Raw genomic sequence first — 22,302 nt, forward strand, 5'->3', positions numbered from 1 at the left:
TTGCCAATAAGCAATCTCCAATAAGCAATATCGTTTAGATGCTTTATCTCTAGTGGTTGAATTTTAATGCAAAAGATAACGATTTTAGGGGCAACTGGCTCAATAGGGGCAAGTACCCTATCGGTGATAGCCCATAATCCGCAACAATTTTCCGTTTATGCTTTAGCGGCAGGCACTAATGTCGATAAGATGTTGGCGCTGTGCCTTAAATGGCAACCAGAATACGCTGCAATGGCCGATGAGTCGGCTGCATTAGCATTAGAAAGACAATTGGCACAAGCGGGCAGTATGACCCGAGTGGTTGCAGGTGTTGACGGTTTATGTGAGATCTCTTCTGCGCCGGAAGTAGATATGGTGATGGCTGCAATTGTAGGCTCTCCAGGCCTATTACCCACCATGGCAGCGGTGAAGGCAGGTAAACGCATTTTATTGGCGAACAAAGAGTCCTTAGTGATGTCTGGCCAATTTTTTATTGATGCGGCGAAGCAATATGGCGCTCAAATTTTGCCGGTTGATAGTGAGCATAATGCCATTTTCCAATGCCTTTCTCAGTCGATGCAAACCCAATTAGGTTATTGTGACTTAGAAGAAGGTGGCGTGCATTCGATTTTGTTAACCGGATCAGGCGGGCCTTTCCGTTATAGTGACATTAATACTCTTGATGCGGTTACCCCAGAGATGGCGATCGCACATCCTAATTGGTCAATGGGACCAAAAATTTCAGTAGATTCTGCCACTATGATGAATAAAGGTTTAGAGTTTATTGAAGCCAAATGGTTATTTAACGCCAAACAAGAACAGTTAAAAGTACTGATTCATCCTCAATCAGTCATTCACTCAATGGTGCAATATAACGATGGCTCTGTCCTAGCGCAGATGGGTGAGCCGGATATGCAAACACCGATCGCGTTATCAATGTCTTATCCACATAGGATTCCGTCAGGGGTCAAGCCGTTGGATTTTACACAGCTAAATGAATTGACCTTTTTAGCACCAGATATGGCTCGTTACCCATGTTTACAATTGGCGATTGATGCTTGTTATACCGGTCAACACGCCACAACGGCAATTAATGCGGCTAATGAGATCTCGGTCGCTGCATTTTTAGATCGTAAGCTAAAATTTACTGATATTGTTCGAGTCAATGAAGAGGTCATGAATAAAGTGTGTGCTTTCTCGACCCTGCAAACCGACAGTTTGGAAAGCTTACTTGAGCTCGATAGAATAGCCCGAGTTTACGCAACTGAATATTTGTGTAACTCCATTATCAATCCATTAAAACCTGAGTAGAGCGTACTTAATGACTGGCATCTTATGGAATTTCGCTTCATTTATTGTAGCCATTGCTATTTTAGTCGCCATACATGAATTTGGCCATTTCTGGGTCGCGAGACGTTGTGGTGTAAAAGTTGAAAAATTTTCTATCGGCTTCGGTAAATCTTTATGGAGTCGTAAAGGGAAAGATGGGGTGGAATATTCCATTTCAATGATCCCGATGGGCGGCTTTGTCAAAATGCTCGATTCTCGAGTAGATGATGTACCAGAACATGAAAAACACCTTGCCTTTGACCATAAAAGCTTATGGCGTCGCAGCGCTATTGTTGCGGCCGGACCGGTGTTTAACTTTTTGTTTGCGGTGTTCGCTTATTGGCTAGTGTTTATGATCGGCGTTCCATCGGTTAAGCCGGTGATTGGTGATGTGGTGCCCAATTCCATCGTTGCTCAAGCAGGAATTCAAGATGGGATGGAACTTAAAGAGATTTCAGGCATCGAAACCCCTGATTGGGATTCAGTGAATATGGCGCTGGTCTCTCATATCGGTGATGACCAGATTATCTTAAAGGTCACGTCACCGGAAGAGATCGGTCGTGAGCGAATCATCACATTAAATACTCAAGATTGGAATTTTGATCCAGAAGTTGATTCTGCGATTACTACTCTTGGTTTTAAACCTTATCGCCCACAAGTGACACCAACTTTGACGGCGATCACCAAAGACAGTGCTGCCGAGCAAGCAGGATTGTTAGTCGGTGATACGATTGTGTCGGTTAATGGTAAGACGATCAGTAGTTGGGAGCAATTTGTTGAACAAGTGACAGCCAACCCAGATACTGCATTAAATGTTGAGGTGGAACGTAATAACCAATTCGTTACCTTGGTTTTAACACCTTCTAGTAAACAATTGAAAAATGGTGAAAGAATTGGTTTTGCAGGCGTTGCCCCAACCATTGGTCAGTGGCCTGAGTCGTATTTGATTGACCAAAAATACAGCGTCTTTGCTTCAATACCTAAAGCAATAGAAAAAACTGGGCAAATCATTGATTTAACTCTTACAATGGTCAAAAAACTATTCACTGGCGATGTGGGTATTAAAAATTTAAGTGGGCCAATTACCATTGCAAAAGGGGCGGGTACAACGGCAGATTATGGCTTGGTGTACTTTTTAGGCTTTCTTGCATTGATTAGCGTTAACTTGGGAATCATAAACTTGATGCCTTTACCTGTACTTGATGGTGGGCATTTGTTATTTTTCGCAATAGAAGCTGTGATTCGTCGTCCTGTTCCTGAAAAAGTACAAGAAATGGGATATCGTATCGGTAGTGCAGCAATATTTTCTCTAATGCTAATTGCAATTTTCAATGATTTTGCTCGCCTGTAGTGCCAGTAGTGGCCTAACAAGGCCTAGAAGTATAAAGGATTAATAATAAATTTTATGGCGATCAAACGTTTATGGATTTCAACCTTGCTTATGTTGAGCACGGTTGCACGCGCAGATTCTTTTGAGGTCTCTGATATCAAAATTGAAGGTCTGCAGCGTGTCGCTTTAGGTGCAGTATTATTAAAAATGCCTGTTCGTGTGGGTGACACGGTTGATGAGCAAGACGCTTCATCCATTATTCAAGCATTGTATTCATCGGGTAACTTTGAAGATGTAAAAGTATTTCGTGATGGCGATGTTCTGTTAATTGAAGTCAAAGAACGCCCAACCATTGCGGATATTTCTTTCTCTGGTAATAAAGCCATTAAAGATGAACAACTTCAACAGAACTTGGATGCCTCGGGTATTCGAGTAGGTGAAGCGTTAGATCGCACTAAGCTCAGTACTATCGAAAAAGGCTTAGAGGATTTTTATTACAGTGTCGGTAAATATAATGCGACCGTTAAAGCGGTTGTCACTCCGCTTCCTCGTAATCGTTCTGACTTGAAATTTGTCTTTACCGAAGGTGTGTCGGCAAAAATTCAACAAATTAACTTTATCGGTAATAAAGTCTTTACTAATGAACAGTTATTGTCTCGTTTTGACTTAAATGCAGATGTTCCATGGTGGAACTTCATGGCCGATGAAAAATATCAAAAGCAAGTTCTAGCGGGTGATATTGAAAAGCTGCGCAGTTATTACTACGACCGCGGTTATTTGAAGTTCCAGGTCCTATCGACTCAAGTATCCATCTCTCCTGATAAAAAGGGTGTCTATATCACCTTGAATTTAAGTGAAGGTGAACCTTACACCATTAAGGGAATTAAATTCCGTGGTGACTTGGTGGGTAAGCAAGAGGCCTTTAGCGCGCTTGTGCCGTTTGAAACTGGCGACGTCTACAATGGTTCTTTAGTTACCAGTCTTGAAGAAGGCATTAAAAAGATTCTAGGTGAGTCGGGTTACGCTTATCCAAAAGTACAGACCATTCCTGAGTTTGATGACGAAACGAAAGAAGTGATGTTAACTGTTCAAGTTGATCCAGGTAACCGCATGTATGTGCGTGATATTCGCTTCACCGGAAATAACATCACCAAAGACGAAGTACTACGTCGTGAAATGCGTCAAATGGAAAGCGGTTGGCTTAACTCCAAATCGGTTGAAACCGGTAAGGCACGTTTAAACCGTTTAGGCTATTTTGAAACGGTGGATGTGCAAACTCAACGTGTTCCTGGCACGGATGACCAAGTGGATATCGTTTATAACGTTAAAGAAGCCAACTCAGGTAGCATCAACTTTGGTATTGGTTACGGTACCGAGTCTGGCGTCAGTTTCCAAGTGGGCTTGCAACAAGATAACTTCTTAGGCACCGGGAATCGCATTGGCATCAGCGCGATGACCAACGATTATCAAAAAAATGTCAGCTTAGAATATCGCGACCCTTATTGGACATTAGATGGTGTGAGTTTAGGCGGCAAAGTCTTCTATAATGAATTTGAAGCATCCGATGCAGGTATTGTTGACTATACCAACCAAAGTTATGGAACCAGTTTAACTTGGGGTTTCCCAATTAATGAACTTAACTTTATCGAGTTAGGGGTTGGCTATACGCACAATAAAATTTCTAATATTGACCCTTATGTGCAAAACGAAAGTTTCTTGCAAACCCAAGCAGCAGCCGGTAACTACGATTCGGAATCTGGTGAGCTAAACGTTAATGACTTTGACGTCAACGTGTCTTGGACTCGAAACAATTTGAATAAAGGGTATTTCCCAACGGCGGGTAACTACCAACGTACTACTTTTAAAATTACCGTACCTGGCTCTGACGTTCCATACTATAAAATCCAGTATGATGCTAAGCAGTATATTCCACTGACTAAGAAAGAGGACTTTACTCTACTATTACGTGGGCGCTTAGGCTACGGTAATGGTTATGGTTCATCAAAAGGGAATGACAACCTCTTCCCATTTTATGAAAACTATTATGCTGGTGGCTTCTCGTCATTACGTGGTTTTGGCTCTAACTCAGCGGGACCAAAAGCGGTGTATGATGAAGGTGGTAGTGACGGAGGTAATAACCCGAACTATGTGGCAACCGATGAATCTGTGGGTGGTAACGCCACCGCCTTGGCGAGTATTGAGTTAATTGTTCCAACGCCATTTGCGTCGGAAGAATTACAAAGCTCATTACGTACAAGTGTGTTTGTTGACCTTGCCAGTGTATGGGATACCGAGTTCCAATATCGTGAAATGGACGCCAATATGTCTGGCCGTGATTATTATTACGATTACTCTGATCCGATGGAATATCGTGCTTCCTATGGGGTAGCGATGCAATGGATGTCTCCGATGGGGCCTTTGGTCTTCTCGTTGGCGAAACCGATTAAAATATACGATGGTGATGATGAAGAGTTCTTTACCTTTACTATCGGTCGAACCTTCTAATTTTAGATTTTTGTAAGGAAATGATTGTGAAAAAATTGATTAAAGTAGCTGGTATTAGCCTAGTTGTATTAACTGCTTCTCTTTCTGCTACCGCAGCTCAAGCAGCACAAAAAGTCGGTTATGTGAATACGGCGAAAATCTTTCAAACTATGCCTCAAGTGCAAGCGGTAGAGAAAAAACTACAAAAATCAGGCAAAGATAAAAAAGCGGAACTCGATAAACTGAAAAGCCAAATTGATGCTAAAGTTGAAAAGCTAAAGCGTGATGGCCAGTTAATGTCTGCGTCGGATGTGGATAACGCGAAAATTGATATTCAATCTATGCAAGCTAAGTTAGAAGTTAAAGCGAAGACTTATCAAGCTGATATGAATAAAGTTCGCCAAGAAGAAATGAAGAAAATCGATACACAAATTAAATCTGCAATCGATAAAGTTGCCAAAGCTCAAGGTTATGATCTGGTTGTAAATGCTCAAGCCTTAGTGTACGCAACACCAAGTTCTGATCTTACAGATGCCATTATTAAAGAATTAAAATAATAGAAGTTGAACATGCCAAAATTGACTCTTGCTGAATTAGCAACGATTACTGGTGGCGAGTTACATGGAAACGGTGAGGTTATCGTTTCCGGTATTGCTGCCATGGATAAAGCCGGAGAAGGCCACATAACGTTTTTGACCAATGTTAAATATCGTAAGCATTTAGAACAATGCAAAGCGAGTGCGATTTTAATTAAGTCAAGCGAGTTAGAGTTTTGCCACACTAATGCGATCGTCGTTCCTGATCCTTATTTAGCGTTTGCGCTGATTGCACAAGCTTTAGATACTACGCCAGAGCCAGCTGAGCGCATTGAAGCGACGGCTGCGGTGGCCGATGATGTGACTTTAGGCCAAGGCGTCTGTATTGGTCACAATGCGGTGATTGAATCAGGTGTTGTGCTAGGTGACAACGTAGTGATCGGCGCAGGTTGTTTTATTGGTAAAAATACCAAAATTGGCGCCAACACCAAAATGTGGGCCAATGTTACGGTTTACCATGAAATCAGTATCGGCGAATCTTGTTTAATTCAAGCCAATACCGTGATTGGTTCGGATGGCTTTGGCTATGCAAATAATCGTGGTGAGTGGGTGAAAATCCCTCAACTGGGTTCGGTGATTATTGGTAATCGTGTTGAGATTGGTGCTTGTACGACGATTGACCGTGGTGCTATCGACGATACTGTAATTGAAGATAATGTTATTTTGGATAATCACTTACAGATTGCCCATAACGTACACATTGGTTATGGCACTGCGATGGCTGGTTGTACGACCGTTGCTGGCAGTGTCAAAATTGGCAAATATTGTATTATTGGTGGCGCGTCCGTGATCAATGGCCATATTGAAATTGCCGATGGTGTTACTATTACGGGTATGGGCATGGTGATGCGCAGTATCAGTGAGAAGGGCATCTATTCTTCAGGGATCCCACTACAATCAAATAAAGAGTGGCGTAAAACGGCTGCTCGTACCCTGAAAATTGACGATATGTACAAACGTCTAAAAACATTAGAAAAAAAGTTTGACGAATAACCAGGTTAAGCACAGATAAAGACCTGCCTTTGCAGGTCTTTTGTGTTTATAATTGTATCATTGTACTGATTTGGCATTCAGACCATGTTATATCGGTATCACCTCAATGATCTGGTTAAGTAGAGACGATTTTTAATAGGAAACACATTTTGACTACAGAAAAGAAAACACTCGATATTACGGAAATTCGCGAACTTCTTCCTCATCGCTACCCATTCCTATTGATTGATCGTGTGACTGATTACCAAGAAGAAAAGTATCTTGTAGCGCTGAAAAACGTATCGGTCAATGAACCTCAATTCACTGGTCATTTCCCTCAGCTTCCTATTTTACCTGGGGTATTAATTTTAGAAGCTATGGCACAAGCAACAGGTTTATTAGCGTTTAAATCTTTTGGTGCACCGGCTGAAAATGAATTGTATTACTTTGCTAGTATCGATAATGCAAAATTCCGCAAACCTGTGGTACCGGGTGATCAACTGGTTATTGAAGTTGAGTTTATCAAGGACCGTCGTGGTATTGCTTTATTCAATGGTGTCGCAAAAGTAGACGGTGCTGTTGTGTGTTCTGCAGAATTAAAATGCGCTCGTCGCGAATTCTAAAAGGTCGTCATTATGATTCATGAAACCGCACAAATCCATCCTTCTGCTGTTATTGAAGAAGGCGTTACCATTGGTGCTAACGTTAAAATTGGTCCTTTTAGCTACATTGGCTCGGATGTTGAAATCGGCGAAGGGACTGAAATTTATTCGCATGTTGTGGTGAAAGGCCCAACAGTCATTGGTAAAGAGAATAAAATTTTCCAATTTGCGTCTATTGGTGAAGCTTGCCAAGATTTGAAATACAAAGGTGAGCCAACCAAATTGATCATTGGTGACCGAAATATTATCCGCGAAAGTGTTACTATGCACCGTGGTACGACGCAAGACCAAGGCATCACTCAAGTAGGTAGTGATAACCTCTTTATGATCAATGTGCATGTAGCGCACGATTGTGTTGTGGGTAATCGTTGTATTCTTGCAAATAACGCGACTTTAGCAGGCCACGTGACAGTACGTGATTTTGCGATTATTGGCGGTATGTCGGCAGTACATCAATTTTGTCAAATCGGCCAACATAGTATGGTTGGTGGCGCATCAGGTGTGGCTCAAGATGTTCCTCCATTCGTTATTGCGCAAGGTAATCACGCTAAGCCGTATGGTGTAAACTTCGAAGGCCTTAAGCGCCGTGGTTTCGAGAAAAAAGAAATCCATGCAATTCGTCGTGCTTACAAATCACTGTACCGTAATAAAAACACCATCGAAGAAGCTAAATTAGAAATGGCAGAAGATGCGGCTCAATTTGAGTCAGTTCAAGCTATGGTTGATTTTATTGATTCTTCTAAACGTGGGATTGTTCGTTAATTGTAACGAAAGATGCCTGATTTAGGATGAACAATATGTTGTAAAGAGGCCTAATTTATTGGGCCTTTTTTTATTAGCATTTCGTTAATAGGAAAAACTATGAAACGTCGATTGAGAATTGGGGTAGTTGCCGGGGAGTTGTCTGGTGATACTTTAGGTGCTGGACTCATCAAAGCCATTAAAGCCGTTCATCCTGATGCTGAGTTTGTGGGGATTGGTGGTCCACAAATGATAGCTGAAGGCTGCGAATCATTGTTTGATATGGAAGAATTGTCGGTGATGGGGTTGGTTGAGGTATTAGGCCGCTTATTCCGCATTTTAAAAATCAAAAAATCGATTGTTGATTATTTTAAACAAAACCCGCCAGATGTCTTTATTGGCATTGATGCGCCTGATTTTAATTTACGAGTTGAACTGGCATTAAAACAAGCTGGAATTAAAACCGTCCATTATGTGAGCCCATCAGTGTGGGCATGGCGTCAAAATCGTATTCACGGTATTGCAAAAGCGACCAATCTCGTCTTGGCATTCTTACCCTTTGAAAAAGCTTTCTACGATAAATTTAATGTTCCTTGTGAGTTTATTGGTCATACCCTAGCCGATGCTATTCCTTTAGAAACCGATAAAGTCGCCGCTCGTCAGGCATTAAATTTAGAGCAAGATAAAACGTGGTTAGCAGTGCTTCCTGGCAGCCGTAATGCTGAATTAAAAATGTTGTGCGAACCTTTTTTACAAACCTGCCAACGACTTGCCAAAAATAACCCCGATCTCAGATTTGTGGTCGCGTTAGTTAATCAAAAACGACGTGAACAGTTTGAGCATGCTTGGAAAACCATCGCTCCAGAACTGGATTTTGAATTGCGTGATGGCACGGCGCGAACCGTCATTGAGGCCTCGGATGTTGTTATGCTGGCTTCAGGAACGGTGGCGCTTGAGTGTATGTTAGTCAATCGTCCTATGGTGGTGGGATATAAAGTCAATGAATTGAGTGCATTCATTGCTCGCCGGATGCTGAAAACGGCTTATGTGTCCTTACCCAATATTTTAGCGGATAAACTGCTGGTTAAGGAATTCTTACAAGAAGAATGCACTCCTGAAAACTTAGCCAATGAAGTGACTCGCTTGATGACCGATGAAGGTAAGGAGATGCAAATGGCGTTTCATGAAATGCATCAGTGGATACGTAAAGATGCCGATACCCAAGCGGCGAAGGCTGTCTTAAACCTAATTGATGCTAATTTATTGTTATCAGAGAGTACATCATGAGTGTAGAACACCCAGATTTTGAATACCCGGCTGGCTTTTCATTGATTGCTGGAGTTGATGAGGTGGGGCGAGGGCCCTTAGTGGGAGCCGTAGTCACCGCCGCGGTTATTTTGGATCCTAACAATCCAATTGCAGGGTTAACAGATTCAAAAAAATTGAGTGAAAAAAAACGTCTGGCCTTATTACCTGAAATTAAAGAAAAAGCTTTAGCATGGTCACTAGGGCGTTGTGAGGCGTGGGAGATTGATGAACTCAATATTCTGCAAGCGACCATGGTTGCCATGCAAAGAGCCGTCGCAGGCTTAGCGGTCACGCCCGATTATGTGTTAATTGATGGTAACCGAGTTCCTGAACTGACGATGGCGAGTGCCGCAGTGGTGAAAGGGGATTTACGAGTTGCGGAAATCAGTGCCGCTTCTATTATTGCTAAAGTCGCTCGTGATGAAGAAATGAAACAGCTGGATGCTCAATATCCAATGTTTGGTTTTGCGAAACATAATGGGTATCCTACTAAAGCACACATGGCCGCCATTGAAGAATATGACCTCAACTCAATGCCTGAATTGTTGCAGCAATACCGTAAAAGCTATAAACCAGTGAAAAAAGTGCTCGGTCTTCTCGACGCTAATGTTCGCTAAGATAAGAGGTTGTTATTGAGAGCGCTTGGAAAGTCATTGTTGCGCTTTCAATTAACCCTTACACTTTCAATCCATTAATTTAAATGTAGTAACTCTATGTCCGATCCAAAGTTTGTACATCTTCGTATTCACAGTGACTATTCGATGGTTGATGGCTTAGCCAAAGTCCCACCCTTGGTAAAAAAAGTGGCGGAATTAGGCATGCCTGCCATGGCATTGACCGATTTTACAAACTTATGCGGCTTAGTGAAATTTTATAGTACCGCGCACGGTTGTGGAGTGAAGCCCATCATTGGTTCCGACTTTACATTGCAATCTCCAGAGTTTGGCGATGAACTGACGCGGCTGACTATTCTTGCTAAAGATAATGCGGGCTATAAAAACCTGACATTATTGATTTCAGAAGCGTATCAACGTGGCCATGTACAACACCAACCTGTGATCGATAAAGAATGGCTGATCAACCATAAAGAAGGTCTCATCATTTTATCGGGTGGGCGCGTTGGCGAAATTGGCCGAGCACTATTAAAAGGCAACCAGGCGTTGCTAGAAAACTGTATTGAATTTTATCAAACTCATTTTGCCGATCATTTTTATCTTGAATTAACGCGTACGGGGCGCGCTGACGAAGAAACGTATTTGCACTTTGCCCTCGATATTGCTGAGCAATACGACTTACCCGTTGTGGCGACCAATGAGGTGGTCTTCTTAACCCCTGATCAATTTGACGCTCACGAAATTCGGGTCGCCATTCACGATGGTTACACTTTAGACGATCCTCGCCGGCCTAAAAACTATAGCGCGCAGCAATACCTTCGTACCGAAGAAGAAATGTGTGCACTTTTCCAAGACATTCCAGAAGCGCTACAAAATAGTGTTGAAATTGCTAAACGTTGCAATGTGACGGTACGTTTAGGCGAATATTTCTTACCTAACTTTCCTACCGAAGGCTTGGCGATTGAAGATTATCTGATCAAAAAATCACGAGAAGGCCTAGAAGACCGCTTGGCGTTTTTATTTCCAGATGAAACCGTTCGTAAAGAAAAACGACCAGAGTACGATGAACGTCTTCAAATCGAGCTGGATGTGATTAACCAAATGGGATTCCCCGGTTATTTCTTGATCGTGATGGAATTTATCCAATGGTCGAAAGATAATGATATTCCGGTTGGCCCCGGACGTGGCTCTGGTGCGGGTTCTTTGGTGGCCTATGCATTAAAAATCACCGATCTAGACCCTCTTGAATATGACCTTCTGTTCGAACGATTCTTGAACCCTGAACGTGTCTCCATGCCCGATTTTGATATCGACTTCTGTATGGATAAGCGTGACCGAGTCATTGATCACGTAGCCGAAATGTATGGTCGTGATGCGGTATCGCAAATCATTACTTTTGGTACGATGGCAGCTAAAGCGGTGATTCGTGATGTGGGCCGTGTCCTTGGGCATCCTTATGGCTTTGTGGATCGCATTTCTAAATTAGTGCCACCAGATCCTGGAATGACACTGGCAAAAGCATTTGAAGCCGAACCACAGTTACCAGAACTGTACAATGCCGATGAAGAAGTCAAAGAACTGATCGACATGTGCCGTATTTTGGAAGGTTGTACTCGAAATGCTGGTAAGCACGCCGGTGGGGTGGTGATTTCACCGACCACCATCACTGATTTCGCACCGATCTATTGTGATGCGGAAGGCCATTTCCCAGTAACGCAATTTGATAAAAATGATGTTGAATACGCCGGTCTAGTAAAATTTGACTTCTTAGGCTTACGTACACTGACCATCATTGATTGGGCGCTTGGCTTGATAAACCCTCGCTTAGCCAAAGAGGGAAAAGAGCCAGTCAGAATTGAGTCGATTGATTTAGCAGACCCTGCCTCATTCCGAATTCTACAAAATTCTGAAACCACCGCGGTATTCCAGCTGGAATCGCGAGGCATGAAAGATTTGATCAAGCGTCTACAACCCGACTGTTTTGAAGACATCATCGCCTTAGTTGCCTTGTTCCGCCCAGGCCCATTACAATCGGGCATGGTGGATAACTTTATTGACCGTAAACATGGCCGTGAAGAGGTCTCTTACCCCGATTCTACTTGGCAACATGAATCCCTAAAAGAAACCCTAGAACCGACTTACGGCATTATCTTGTATCAAGAACAGGTAATGCAAATTGCCCAGATTTTGGCAGGTTATACACTAGGTGGCGCAGATATGCTACGCCGTGCTATGGGTAAGAAAAAACCTGAAGAAATGGCAAAGCAACGCTCAATCTTTAAAGAAGGGGCGGAGAAAAATGGCGTTGATGGCGAACTGGCGATGAAAATCTTTGACTTGGTGGAGAAATTCGCCGGTTATGGTTTTAACAAGTCACACTCCGCCGCTTATGCCTTGGTGTCTTATCAAACCTTGTGGTTAAAAACCCACTATCCAGCGGAATTTATGGCGGCGGTAATGACTGCCGATATGGATAACACCGAGAAGGTGGTTGGCTTAGTGGATGAATGCCAACGCATGAATTTAAAAGTGCTACCACCGGATGTCAATTCAGGTTTATACCGTTTTAATGTCGATGAAAATGGCGCGATTGTTTACGGCATTGGTGCGATAAAAGGGGTTGGTGAAGCGCCGATTGAAAACATCATCGCTTGCCGAGAGCAAGATGGCTATTTTAAAGATTTATTCGATTTTTGTGCCCGCATCGACCTTAAAAAATGCAACAAGCGTGTCATTGAAAAATTGATTCAAGCCGGTGCCTTAGACCGCTTAGGTCCTCACCGAGCGGCAATGATGGCCTCGTTAGATGAAGCAGTTAAAGCAGCCGGGCAATTCCACCAAGCAGAAGCTTTCGGCCAGTCGGATATGTTTGGTGTACTCACTGAAGCGCCTGAAGAAGTCGAACAAGCTTATGCTCAAGTTCCAAAATGGCCTGAAAAAGTATGGTTGGAAGGTGAGCGAGCCACATTAGGCTTATACTTAACCGGACACCCAGTTAATGCTTATTTGAAAGAACTCTCCAAGTACACTCAATGTCGTTTAACTGATTTACAACCGACACGTCGCGATCAATCGATTACTGTCGCAGGATTAGTGATTGCTTCTCGTGTGATGACCACCAAACGTGGCAGCCGGATTGGCTTAATGACATTAGACGATCGTTCAGGTCGTTTGGAAGTGATGTTGTTTTCCGATGCACTGGAACGCTATGCGGAATTGCTAGAACAAGATAAAATAGTGGTAGTTTCTGGACAGGTCAGCTTTGATGACTTCAATGGTGGGCTTAGAATGTCGGCCCGGGAAGTGATGAGTTTAGGCGATGCCCGAGAAAAATATGCCAAAGGACTGTCCATCTCCTTAGAACAATCACAAATTGATGGTCAATTTTTTGAAAAATTTAGCCAGATATTAGCGCCGTATCGAGCGGGTACCGTGCCAGTCAATATTTATTATCAACGGGAAAATGCTAGAGCTAAGTTCTCGCTAGGAGTAGAGTGGCGAGTCACACCGGATGATAATTTACTTGATGAATTAAAACTTCTTATTGGTTCTAAGCAAGTAGAACTCGAATTTAACTAAAGAACAGGGCATTATTATCACATTAATGAATAATAATGCGCCGAGTGATTTTTATTGCGGTAAGATGAACGTGATAGGAATAATTAAAACGATATAAAGGATTCTTTGATGAGCCTAGATTTTCTTGAATTTGAAAAACCCATTGTTGAACTTGAAGCGAAAATTGAAGCTTTACGTGAAGTCTCACGTCATGGTGGTGATACATCTGTTGATTTGGGTAAAGAAATCAGCCAACTAGAAGCAAAAAGTTTAGAACTAAAGAAAAAAATCTTTAGTGACTTAGGGGCATGGCAAGTTGCGCAACTTGCTCGTCATCCAAAGCGTCCCTATACGCTTGATTATATAGAGCATGTTTTTACTGAGTTTGATGAACTGGCTGGTGATCGTGCTTATGCTGACGATAAAGCCATTGTAGGTGGTTTAGCTCGTTTAGACGGTCGTCCTGTTATGGTGATTGGTCATCAAAAAGGCCGCGAAACGAAAGAAAAAGTTCGCCGTAATTTTGGTATGCCACGTCCAGAAGGTTATCGCAAAGCATTACGTTTAATGGAAATGGCTGAGCGATTCAATATTCCTGTGATTACTTTCATTGATACTGCAGGTGCCTACCCTGGTGTTGGCGCAGAAGAACGTGGTCAATCTGAAGCGATTGCACGTAACTTAAAAGTTATGTCAGGCTTAAAAGTACCAGTGATTTGTAATGTGGTCGGTGAAGGCGGCTCTGGCGGTGCCTTGGCGATTGGTGTTGGCGATTACGTGAATATGCTGCAATACTCAACCTATGCCGTGATTTCACCAGAAGGTTGTGCTTCTATTTTATGGCGTGATTCAGATAAAGCCCCTCAAGCGGCTGAAGCTATGGGTCTGGTTGCTCCTCGCTTGAAAGAGCTGGGCTTGATTGACTCTATCATTGAAGAACCATTAGGCGGTGCTCATCGTGATTACGTCGGCATGGCAGAAAATATGAAAGCGACACTATTAGCTCAACTGGCAGAATTGGAAGGGCTAGATCAAGACAACTTACTTGAGCGTCGTTATCAGCGTCTAATGAGTTATGGTTATTGTTAATCACTTAGGTGATGGTTAAGTACAATGCGGATACTTAGCTTTGAATAACCAATACATGCTTAATCCACTAAAAGCGGGCCTCGGCTCGCTTTTGTACATCTGACTTTTTATTATTGAGTGTTTCGATGATGCTGTACTCCCGATTCTCCCAACGTTTAATTGCTGAAATGACCCCAGAGCAACCCGGTGTGGTGGCGTTGCAACAGTGCGTGTTGGCGTTAAGTGGAGGATTGGATTCTAGGGTTCTATTACATCTACTGGCTCGATTCAAACAAGAGCATCCTCATTTTGATTATGTCGCGGTGCATGTCCATCACGGGTTAAGTCATAATGCGGATACCTGGCTGGAACAATGCCAAACGTGGTCTTCTTTAGAGGGCATTGAGTTTGTGGCAGAAAGAGTGCAATTAGCCTTAGGCCCTCGAATTAGTATCGAACAAGCCGCCCGCGAGGCTCGCTATCAGGCTTTGAAGAAACATATCACTTCGCGCAGCCTGTTATTAACGGCTCATCATCAAGGTGATCAATTAGAAACCTTTTTATTGGCATTAAAACGTGGGAGTGGCCCGAAAGGTTTATCGTCGATGGCTAGAAAAATGGCTTTTGGTGACGGCCAATTATTGCGGCCCTTGCTGGATATCTCCCGTGAAGAAATGCAAGAGTACGCTCATCAGCATCAATTAAGCTGGGTCGAAGATGAGAGTAATCAGGATACTCGTTTTGAACGGAATTTTATTCGCCATGACATTGCGCCATTATTAAAACAGCGTTGGCCGAACATTGAAAAAGCCGTTACACGCAGTGCGGCGTTGTGTGCGCAACAAGAAGCATTATTAAAAGAGCTCTTGTATGAGCGCTATCAGCAGATGTTAAGTCCAGAAGGGGCATTGGATATTCAATTGCTCAAACTGCAATCAGAGGCAGCGAGAGGCGCAATTTTACGGCTTTGGTTACAAGAGCAGGGCTTTCCAATGCCGAGTGAAAAGCAATTAGCGCATATTTGGCAAGATGTTGCTTTAGCGCAACCTGATGCGGCGCCAATTTTTTGTTATGGTCAGACTGAAATTGGTCGTCATCAACATCAGCTTTGGGTCTTTGCAAAGCGCTCGGATCATTCTGAGTTAGTGCTTCAATGGGAGATAACGCAACCTTTATTATTGCCCAATAACCTTGGCACGCTATATTTGATTTCTGTGGAGTCGTGGTCAGATTTTAAACTACAAACGCTAGCGGCTAAAAGTGTTCAGACGTTAAGTTTGCCTCCTAATACGCAACAACTTACCGTGACATTTAGTGCCACTGGTATTCATGCCCACCCAGAAAATCGTGCCCATGGTCGAGCTCTGAAAAAGTTATTACCAGAATGGTCTGTGCCAACATGGCAACGCAATCAAATTCCATTTTTAGTTGCAGGAAATGAATTGGTTGCCGCGGTAGGGCTTTGTGTCGGTCGTGATTATAGTGGTGCCAATCATCAGCTTGTTTGGCTTAAAAACGCTGTTTAAATAGAGCCTTATAACGAGCTTTTCACAATCTAGTCTGGCAGGTATACTTAATAATAATTTCAGAGTTTTAGGGATAAGAATCAATGAAAAAAATTGAAGCGATCATTAAGCCTTTTAAGTTGGATGATGTACGTGAAGCATTAGCTGAGGTGGGTATTACCGGTATGACCGTATCTGAAGTAAAAGGATTCGGGCGTCAAAAAGGCCACACTGAATTGTACCGCGGTGCAGAATATATGGTGGATTTTTTACCTAAAGTTAAATTAGAAATCGTAGTTTCTGATGATGTGGTTGATGAATGTATTGATTGTATTATCCAAACGGCGCAAACCGGTAAAATTGGCGACGGTAAGATTTTTGTCACTGACGTAGAACGCGTTATCCGTATTCGTACCGGCGAAGAAGATGACGAAGCGGTATAATTGATAGCCAAAAAAAAGGAAGCGACTGAGCTTCCTTTTTTGATCTTATTTAGGGTATGCAATGAAAATGAAGCGTTGGGTCATGTTTGTGATGACGGTGGTTGCGGCTTGCTTTATCGGTTTTTACTCAATTTTTACGATTCCTAATAAACCACAAATCATCTCAATCGAGCAGCATCAATCTCATTCAGATTGGTATTGTCATCAAGATCGGACTAACCGCTTACCTATTGATGAGGCGGGCAACCTTAACCTGCTTGTTTGGAATATTCATAAACAGAATGATGAGGGTTGGGAGCAAGCATTAGCGACATTTAGTCAACATCGTCAATTGATTTTATTACAAGAAGCCAGCTTAACTGAGGCGTTAACTGACTGGGTTGCAACACAAGACTGGGGAGCCAGCTATGTGAATGCCTTTAAAGCTTTTGGTGTGAGTGCAGGGGTATTAAACTTGGCCTCTCAGCTACCAAAGCAAGCTTGTGCTTATACTCAAGTTGAGCCGTGGCTCCAGCTTCCTAAATCGGCGCTTTATGCTCGATACTCTTTGTCCAATGGGCAAGATTTAGTGGTATTAAATATCCACGCAATTAATTTTACCGTTGGAACGATTGATTTTCAGCAGCAAATTGGTCAATTAAAGAAAGCGGTTCAATCTCATCAAGGGCCATTATTGTTAGCGGGAGACTTTAATACTTGGAGCCAAGCACGTTTAGACAAGCTCTATCAGATAGCTCAAAGCTTGGGTTTGCAAGAGGTGAAATTTACCCCTGATCATCGAAAAACCTTCCTAAATGGTTTGCCTTTTGATCATGTTTTTTATCGAGGATTACAATTGATCCAAGCGCAAGCGCCATCAACTGAAGCGTCGGATCACAACCCGATGCTAATAAGCTTTCAGCTGGAATCACCTCATTAAAAAAGCCTCGCGATAACACGAGGCTCTATCAATATTAGATGGGATATGACGCAGGACAGTTAGCGGTTAAGCATTACCCACTTTGGTGACATCAACATACAGTTTAAGTTTTTGGCCCGGTTGCAAATAGTCTTTGCTGTTTAAATTATTCCAAGCCAACACTTGATGAGTTTGAACTTTGAATCTTTGGGCAATGCTGCCTACCGTATCACCAGTTTTCACGTTATAAACCACGGTACGAATCACCGCACCCGTTTTATTTTCTTTCCAAAGCACTAATTTTTGACCAATACGCAATGAATCATTGGGCGCCATGCCATTCCATTTTGCAAGAGCTTGGACCGAGATGTTATTGTGTTTTGCAATCGCCCAGAAACTGTCACCACTTTTTACTGTATATTCGGTTTTTAATTGTCCACGAGACGTCGACTGAATTTTGGCTAAGCGGTTTTCGGCACTTAACGTATAGCGGTTATTATTCTGAGTAGAACGTGGAATCAACAAATATTGTCCAGCACGAATCTGACTACCCGATAAACTATTCGCCGTTTGAATCGCTTTGCTGGTGGTTTGGTTTTTGTTGGCTATCACACTTAAGCTGTCGCCAGATTGCACTTTATAACGAATGAATTTAATCCCTTTGCCTTTGTTTTTAGCGGCTTGTTGAGTAAATTGCTCGGCTTTATCAATAGGCACCAAAAAGCTATAAGGGCCAGTAGGAGAGGTCGCCCATTGGTTGTAACCTGGGTTGTAACTTTGTAATTCTTTCACTGAAATACCAGCATATTGCGCTGCGATAGCCAGATCCAATTGCTCTTTAGGGTTCACTTCAGCTAATACTGGCTGGTTTGCAATCGCAGGAATATCGACACCATATTCTTTTTGGTTAGCTAAGATATCAGCCAAAGCCAATAATTTAGGTACATAACCTCGCGTTTCTTTTGGTAAGTTTAGCGAGAAGAAGTCAGTTGGCTTGCCGGCTTTGCGGTTTTGGCGAATCGCGCTAGAGACACGGCCACCACCACTATTATAAGCGGCAATCGCATTTTCCCAATCGCCATCAAAACGATCGCCTAAATAGGTCATGTAATCCAATGCTGCATTAGTGGATGCACTGACATCACGGCGACCGTCATACCAATAATTACGTTCTAGTCCAAAGCGGTCGGCAGTCATAGGCACAAATTGCCATAACCCTGCGGCGCTGCCATAGGAGTAGGCAAATGGGTCAAACGCACTTTCTACTACTGGCATTAACGCCAACTCGAGTGGTAAGTGACGCTCTTCAATTCGTGTGGTGATCAGGTATAAAAACGGGGCAGCACGTTCAGAGACTGTTTTTAAATGAGTAGGATTTTTTAAATACCAATTTCGGTAATAATCGATAGAGGGATCGTCAGGAATTGGTAGCTTAAATTGCATTGAGATACGCTTCCACAGATCTTGTTGTTGTTGAGGTGTCAAGGTGACAGGTGCAACGGGTTTGCTTGGCTTTGGCGATTCAACAGATACAGTTGGGGTGACTTTTGCCGGCTCATCGGTCTGTGGAACGGTGGTTGTCGGTACGCTCTGACAGCCTGCCAATAGCAAGGTCAAAGTCCAAATGTATTTCGAATTCATTAAAGCAGCCTCTATAAAACGGCTGCAAATAATACTTTTGTTTATGAATAAGAGGCAAGTAAGAAATAGTCTAAAACCGCCCATATTCCCATTAAAAATGTAAGGCTAAATGACGGTTTGATTAATTTTGCAAGTAATATGATTAATTTACCGCCAATTCATAAAATGAAAAAAATTGTAACAACCCACATCTTTTTAGATAAAATGACCATTCACATGGAATATTTTGAGTTAAAACTCATTTTTCCATTCACGTAAGGCTGCAAAAACCGATAACTCAGTTAATTCATCTGTGCGTGCTGAGACGGCTTTCATGACGTTCGGTTCTTGGCAACGAAGAAACGGGTTGATCCATTTTTCTTGTTGAATCGTTGTGGGAATCGTTGGTTTTTCTTGTGCACGTAAGCGGTTCACTTCATCTCGATATTCATGAAGTTGTGCATTATCGGGCTCGACAGCAAGTGCAAAGGCAAGGTTGGATGAGGTGTATTCATGGGCACAAAAGACTTGGGTTTCTTGAGGTAAAGACGCCAATTTTTGTAACGAATGGAACATTTGCTCGTACGTGCCTTCAAACACGCGGCCACAGCCAGCTGAGAATAAGACATCGCCACAAAAGAGTTTGCCATCTCCCACATAAGCAATATGGCCGAGCGTATGGCCTGGTACATCCATGACGAGAAAGGTTTCACCAAAGATGTCGATTCTATCGCCACCTTGTACTGATTGAGTTAACATCAATACAGGGTCTTGGCTTGGCCCAATGACTTTGGCTTTCGGGTAGTGACGTAATAATTCAGCAACCCCACCAACATGATCTTGATGATGGTGAGTGATAAGAATGAGTTCTAACTCAAGATTGTCTTGTTGTAACTTTGCTAAGACTGGAGCGGCTTCTCCCGGATCAACCAAGGCACAAGAGGCACTATTCTTTTGAATTAGCCAGATGTAATTATCATTAAATGCAGGTATGCTTTCGACGGTTAAGCCTGAAGTCTGATTATCAGTTAACATGTGGATCTCCAATCCTGACTGCGAAGAGATATCGAATCAATGAAGCCAGCACGCATTCAAAAGTCATTAGTTCAACCCCATTCTTGGCAGCAGCTAAAAAATGGAGAATGGGTATTTGAATCCATTCAAACTCGCTTAGATGAGTGGTGCCCCAAATTATTTGGTTATCACATGCTCAAGCTCGGCGGATTGAGTTGTGAATTTGCCACGCATAATTGCAATATAAAACACCAAGTGAACGTTGATATTGAAAATCCGCTTCATTCTGTGATTGCTGATGCCTATGATTTGCCTTTTGTTGAAAAAAGTATCGACGCGGCGTTGGTTTGCCACCAGCTAGACTATTGTAGCGATCCCCATCGATTGTTGCGAGAGATTGATAGAATAATTATTGATGATGGTTATTTAATCCTCACAGGCTTTAACCCATTAAGCTTAACGGGGATGGCTAGTTTATTGCCATGGCGTAAAAATAATTTACCTTGGAGTGGGCGGATGTTCACCCCTTATCGAATTAAAGATTGGCTGGGCTTATTAAATTATGAAGTCTTGTATTGTGATACCTATGCGTTATTTCCGCTACGTAGAGGGAAAGCCGTCACCACTTGGCTAGAGCACAGTTTAGGTGGTTTTGGCTCTACTTTTGGTACCACGTATTTCATTGTGGCTAAGAAAAGGATGTACCCTTTAAAACCCATCAAACCCCACTGGAAAGTGAAACGCCGAGGCTTATCACCAGCCAGTGTTGGATTTAATAACGGAATCAGTTCTAAAAGGTAATCAATTCTAAAAGGGGATGAGCTCTAAAAGATAATAGTCTTACCCTTCAAAGCCTTGGTCTTCTTGAGTGGGCGCTTCTGCGGCGGTACGTGCTAAGTCGTCGCAGATTTCATTTTCTCTGTGCCCAGCATGGCCTTTAACCCAATGCCAATCGACTTGATGACGTGCGGTTTCTTGATCGAGCGCCTTCCATAAATCAACATTTTTTACTGGTTTTTTGGCCGCTGTTTGCCAGTTTTTCTTCTTCCAACCATGAATCCATTGAGTTATACCTTGGCGTACGTATTGGCTGTCTGTGGTTAAGGTAACCTGGCAAGGTTCAGTTAAGGCTCGCAATGCCACTACGGCAGCCATCATTTCCATGCGATTATTCGTGGTTAAAGTAAAGCCTTCGGATAAATATTTTTCTTTCCCTTTATAGCGTAAAACGATGCCATAGCCACCAGGGCCGGGATTACCTAAACAAGAACCATCTGTGAAAATTTCTACGTGTTTCGTCATGATTTGATACTATGAGTCCATATTGGAATAACCAGTCAATAATGTGACTAGTCTGACAAGAGTTTATTATGAATACCAGCACAAATGTGTCTTACGATCGCATCATCGTTCTTGATACCGAAACCACGGGTATGAATAGAGAAGGTGGCCCTGTGTATATGGGGCATCGAATTATTGAAATCGGTGCGGTTGAAATTGTTAATCGTAAGCTGACGGGGAAGCACTTTCATGTGTATATCAAACCCGATAGAGATATCGATCCTGAAGCGATCGCGGTTCATGGTATCACCGATGAATTTTTGATTGATAAACCCGATTATCAACAAGTCCATCAAGAGTTTCTCGAATTCATTAAAGGCGCTGAACTGGTTGCACATAACGCACCCTTTGATGTGAGCTTTATGGATTATGAGTTTGAACTCGCAGGTCAGCCAGTCAAAACCTCTCAAGTGTGTAAAATTACCGATACCTTAGCCATGGCGAAGAAAATCTTCCCGGGCAAACGCAACAACTTAGATGTGTTGTGTGACCGTTATGGTATTGATAACTCACATCGTACCTTGCACGGCGCTTTGCTCGATGCCGAGATCTTAGCGGATGTTTATCTGTTAATGACCGGTGGTCAGACGGCGATGCAATTTAATGCTGGCCAAGCCAAAGATGGTGGGGTTGGAGAAACCATTAAGCGCGTTACTGGCCGTAAGGCGTTGAAGGTACTGAAAGCCACAGAAGAAGAATTACAGCAACACGAAGAACGTTTGGATGTCTTTGCTAAAAAAGGCACTTGTTTATGGCGTTGCGAGCCTGAACAGTAATTCAGCGCAGGAAAACACACCTCAATACGGATATTGACGTATTGAGGTGTGATAGTGAGTTTAC

At 42.7% G+C, this 22,302-nt stretch carries 19 protein-coding genes; 16 read left to right on the forward strand and 3 right to left on the reverse strand.

Going from position 1 to position 22,302, the window contains the following annotated elements; genetic code table 11:
- Positions 1 to 66 precede the first annotated feature (66 nt).
- The 14 genes from ispC to VCA1004_RS03615 all read left to right on the forward strand — a co-directional run bounded on the left by ispC (position 67) and on the right by VCA1004_RS03615 (position 17,508).
- Positions 67 to 1,290, forward strand: coding sequence for a 1-deoxy-D-xylulose-5-phosphate reductoisomerase (ispC, locus tag VCA1004_RS03550; RefSeq protein ID WP_086982599.1), 1,224 nt, complete (start codon positions 67 to 69; stop codon positions 1,288 to 1,290).
- Between the two features lie 10 nt (positions 1,291 to 1,300).
- A complete protein-coding gene (gene rseP, locus VCA1004_RS03555; RefSeq protein WP_086982601.1) occupies positions 1,301 to 2,659 on the forward strand; it encodes a sigma E protease regulator RseP in 1,359 nt (452 codons plus the stop codon).
- A gap of 54 nt (positions 2,660 to 2,713) precedes the next feature.
- A complete protein-coding gene (bamA, locus tag VCA1004_RS03560; RefSeq protein ID WP_086982603.1) occupies positions 2,714 to 5,143 on the forward strand; it encodes an outer membrane protein assembly factor BamA in 2,430 nt (809 codons plus the stop codon).
- Between the two features lie 20 nt (positions 5,144 to 5,163).
- On the forward strand, positions 5,164 to 5,679 hold the full coding sequence (locus VCA1004_RS03565; protein ID WP_232012619.1) for an OmpH family outer membrane protein: 516 nt from the start codon (positions 5,164 to 5,166) through the stop codon (positions 5,677 to 5,679).
- 12 nt (positions 5,680 to 5,691) lie between these two features.
- Positions 5,692 to 6,711, forward strand: a complete 1,020-nt coding sequence (gene lpxD, locus VCA1004_RS03570; protein WP_086982605.1) for a UDP-3-O-(3-hydroxymyristoyl)glucosamine N-acyltransferase — start codon at positions 5,692 to 5,694, stop codon at positions 6,709 to 6,711.
- Positions 6,712 to 6,860: 149 nt separating this feature from the next.
- The gene (gene fabZ / locus VCA1004_RS03575; protein WP_086982607.1) at positions 6,861 to 7,313 is read left to right on the forward strand and encodes a 3-hydroxyacyl-ACP dehydratase FabZ; all 453 of its coding nucleotides are present in this window, start codon (positions 6,861 to 6,863) and stop codon (positions 7,311 to 7,313) included.
- A 12-nt stretch (positions 7,314 to 7,325) separates the two neighbouring features.
- The gene (gene lpxA / locus VCA1004_RS03580) at positions 7,326 to 8,114 is read left to right on the forward strand and encodes an acyl-ACP--UDP-N-acetylglucosamine O-acyltransferase (RefSeq protein WP_086982609.1); all 789 of its coding nucleotides are present in this window, start codon (positions 7,326 to 7,328) and stop codon (positions 8,112 to 8,114) included.
- A 99-nt stretch (positions 8,115 to 8,213) separates the two neighbouring features.
- Complete coding sequence (lpxB, locus tag VCA1004_RS03585; RefSeq protein WP_086982612.1) at positions 8,214 to 9,380, forward strand: lipid-A-disaccharide synthase; 1,167 nt, start codon at positions 8,214 to 8,216, stop codon at positions 9,378 to 9,380.
- On the forward strand, positions 9,377 to 10,018 hold the full coding sequence (gene rnhB, locus VCA1004_RS03590) for a ribonuclease HII (RefSeq protein WP_086982614.1): 642 nt from the start codon (positions 9,377 to 9,379) through the stop codon (positions 10,016 to 10,018). The genes lpxB and rnhB overlap by 4 nt, the downstream gene beginning before the upstream one ends.
- Before the next feature lie 96 nt (positions 10,019 to 10,114).
- The gene (gene dnaE, locus VCA1004_RS03595; RefSeq protein WP_086982616.1) at positions 10,115 to 13,594 is read left to right on the forward strand and encodes a DNA polymerase III subunit alpha; all 3,480 of its coding nucleotides are present in this window, start codon (positions 10,115 to 10,117) and stop codon (positions 13,592 to 13,594) included.
- 108 nt (positions 13,595 to 13,702) lie between these two features.
- Complete coding sequence (accA, locus tag VCA1004_RS03600) at positions 13,703 to 14,662, forward strand: acetyl-CoA carboxylase carboxyl transferase subunit alpha (RefSeq protein WP_086982618.1); 960 nt, start codon at positions 13,703 to 13,705, stop codon at positions 14,660 to 14,662.
- Between the two features lie 125 nt (positions 14,663 to 14,787).
- Complete coding sequence (gene tilS, locus VCA1004_RS03605) at positions 14,788 to 16,167, forward strand: tRNA lysidine(34) synthetase TilS (RefSeq protein WP_232012620.1); 1,380 nt, start codon at positions 14,788 to 14,790, stop codon at positions 16,165 to 16,167.
- An 83-nt stretch (positions 16,168 to 16,250) separates the two neighbouring features.
- Positions 16,251 to 16,589: a nitrogen regulatory protein P-II gene (glnB, locus tag VCA1004_RS03610; RefSeq protein WP_086982620.1), complete on the forward strand. Its 339-nt coding sequence runs from the start codon at positions 16,251 to 16,253 to the stop codon at positions 16,587 to 16,589.
- 61 nt (positions 16,590 to 16,650) lie between these two features.
- Positions 16,651 to 17,508, forward strand: a complete 858-nt coding sequence (locus tag VCA1004_RS03615) for an endonuclease/exonuclease/phosphatase family protein (protein WP_086982622.1) — start codon at positions 16,651 to 16,653, stop codon at positions 17,506 to 17,508.
- A gap of 66 nt (positions 17,509 to 17,574) precedes the next feature.
- Here VCA1004_RS03615 and VCA1004_RS03620 read toward each other — a convergent pair whose 3' ends face one another.
- Positions 17,575 to 19,128, reverse strand: a complete 1,554-nt coding sequence (locus VCA1004_RS03620; protein WP_086982624.1) for a LysM peptidoglycan-binding domain-containing protein — start codon at positions 19,126 to 19,128, stop codon at positions 17,575 to 17,577.
- 231 nt (positions 19,129 to 19,359) lie between these two features.
- Positions 19,360 to 20,142, reverse strand: coding sequence for a hydroxyacylglutathione hydrolase (gene gloB / locus VCA1004_RS03625; RefSeq protein ID WP_086982626.1), 783 nt, complete (start codon positions 20,140 to 20,142; stop codon positions 19,360 to 19,362).
- 39 nt (positions 20,143 to 20,181) lie between these two features.
- Between gloB and VCA1004_RS03630 the strand changes: the two genes are divergently transcribed.
- Positions 20,182 to 20,922: a class I SAM-dependent methyltransferase gene (locus VCA1004_RS03630; RefSeq protein ID WP_086982628.1), complete on the forward strand. Its 741-nt coding sequence runs from the start codon at positions 20,182 to 20,184 to the stop codon at positions 20,920 to 20,922.
- A gap of 39 nt (positions 20,923 to 20,961) precedes the next feature.
- Here VCA1004_RS03630 and rnhA read toward each other — a convergent pair whose 3' ends face one another.
- On the reverse strand, positions 20,962 to 21,423 hold the full coding sequence (rnhA, locus tag VCA1004_RS03635; RefSeq protein WP_086982629.1) for a ribonuclease HI: 462 nt from the start codon (positions 21,421 to 21,423) through the stop codon (positions 20,962 to 20,964).
- Between the two features lie 68 nt (positions 21,424 to 21,491).
- On the opposite strand from rnhA, the gene dnaQ reads away from it, so the two are divergent.
- Positions 21,492 to 22,238 carry a DNA polymerase III subunit epsilon gene (dnaQ, locus tag VCA1004_RS03640; protein WP_086982630.1) on the forward strand — a complete coding sequence of 249 codons (747 nt, stop codon included), beginning with the start codon at positions 21,492 to 21,494 and terminating at the stop codon, positions 22,236 to 22,238.
- Positions 22,239 to 22,302 lie beyond the last annotated feature (64 nt).

The organism is Vibrio aphrogenes (genome assembly GCF_002157735.2).
GTDB lineage: Bacteria > Pseudomonadota > Gammaproteobacteria > Enterobacterales > Vibrionaceae > Vibrio > Vibrio aphrogenes.

What these genes read in the sequence shown, in the direction of transcription:
- VCA1004_RS03615 (WP_086982622.1), top strand. Translation starts at nt 16,651, where the DNA reads ATGAAAATGAAGCGTTGGGTCATGTTTGTGATGACGGTGGTTGCGGCT.
- gloB (WP_086982626.1), bottom strand. Translation starts at nt 20,142, where the DNA reads ATGTTAACTGATAATCAGACTTCAGGCTTAACCGTCGAAAGCATACCT.
- ispC (WP_086982599.1), top strand. Translation starts at nt 67, where the DNA reads ATGCAAAAGATAACGATTTTAGGGGCAACTGGCTCAATAGGGGCAAGT.
- rseP (WP_086982601.1), top strand. Translation starts at nt 1,301, where the DNA reads ATGACTGGCATCTTATGGAATTTCGCTTCATTTATTGTAGCCATTGCT.
- lpxA (WP_086982609.1), top strand. Translation starts at nt 7,326, where the DNA reads ATGATTCATGAAACCGCACAAATCCATCCTTCTGCTGTTATTGAAGAA.
- rnhB (WP_086982614.1), top strand. Translation starts at nt 9,377, where the DNA reads ATGAGTGTAGAACACCCAGATTTTGAATACCCGGCTGGCTTTTCATTG.
- accA (WP_086982618.1), top strand. Translation starts at nt 13,703, where the DNA reads ATGAGCCTAGATTTTCTTGAATTTGAAAAACCCATTGTTGAACTTGAA.
- glnB (WP_086982620.1), top strand. Translation starts at nt 16,251, where the DNA reads ATGAAAAAAATTGAAGCGATCATTAAGCCTTTTAAGTTGGATGATGTA.
- dnaQ (WP_086982630.1), top strand. Translation starts at nt 21,492, where the DNA reads ATGAATACCAGCACAAATGTGTCTTACGATCGCATCATCGTTCTTGAT.
- rnhA (WP_086982629.1), bottom strand. Translation starts at nt 21,423, where the DNA reads ATGACGAAACACGTAGAAATTTTCACAGATGGTTCTTGTTTAGGTAAT.
- tilS (WP_232012620.1), top strand. Translation starts at nt 14,788, where the DNA reads ATGATGCTGTACTCCCGATTCTCCCAACGTTTAATTGCTGAAATGACC.
- dnaE (WP_086982616.1), top strand. Translation starts at nt 10,115, where the DNA reads ATGTCCGATCCAAAGTTTGTACATCTTCGTATTCACAGTGACTATTCG.
- VCA1004_RS03630 (WP_086982628.1), top strand. Translation starts at nt 20,182, where the DNA reads ATGAAGCCAGCACGCATTCAAAAGTCATTAGTTCAACCCCATTCTTGG.
- lpxD (WP_086982605.1), top strand. Translation starts at nt 5,692, where the DNA reads ATGCCAAAATTGACTCTTGCTGAATTAGCAACGATTACTGGTGGCGAG.
- VCA1004_RS03620 (WP_086982624.1), bottom strand. Translation starts at nt 19,128, where the DNA reads ATGAATTCGAAATACATTTGGACTTTGACCTTGCTATTGGCAGGCTGT.
- lpxB (WP_086982612.1), top strand. Translation starts at nt 8,214, where the DNA reads ATGAAACGTCGATTGAGAATTGGGGTAGTTGCCGGGGAGTTGTCTGGT.
- bamA (WP_086982603.1), top strand. Translation starts at nt 2,714, where the DNA reads ATGGCGATCAAACGTTTATGGATTTCAACCTTGCTTATGTTGAGCACG.
- VCA1004_RS03565 (WP_232012619.1), top strand. Translation starts at nt 5,164, where the DNA reads ATGATTGTGAAAAAATTGATTAAAGTAGCTGGTATTAGCCTAGTTGTA.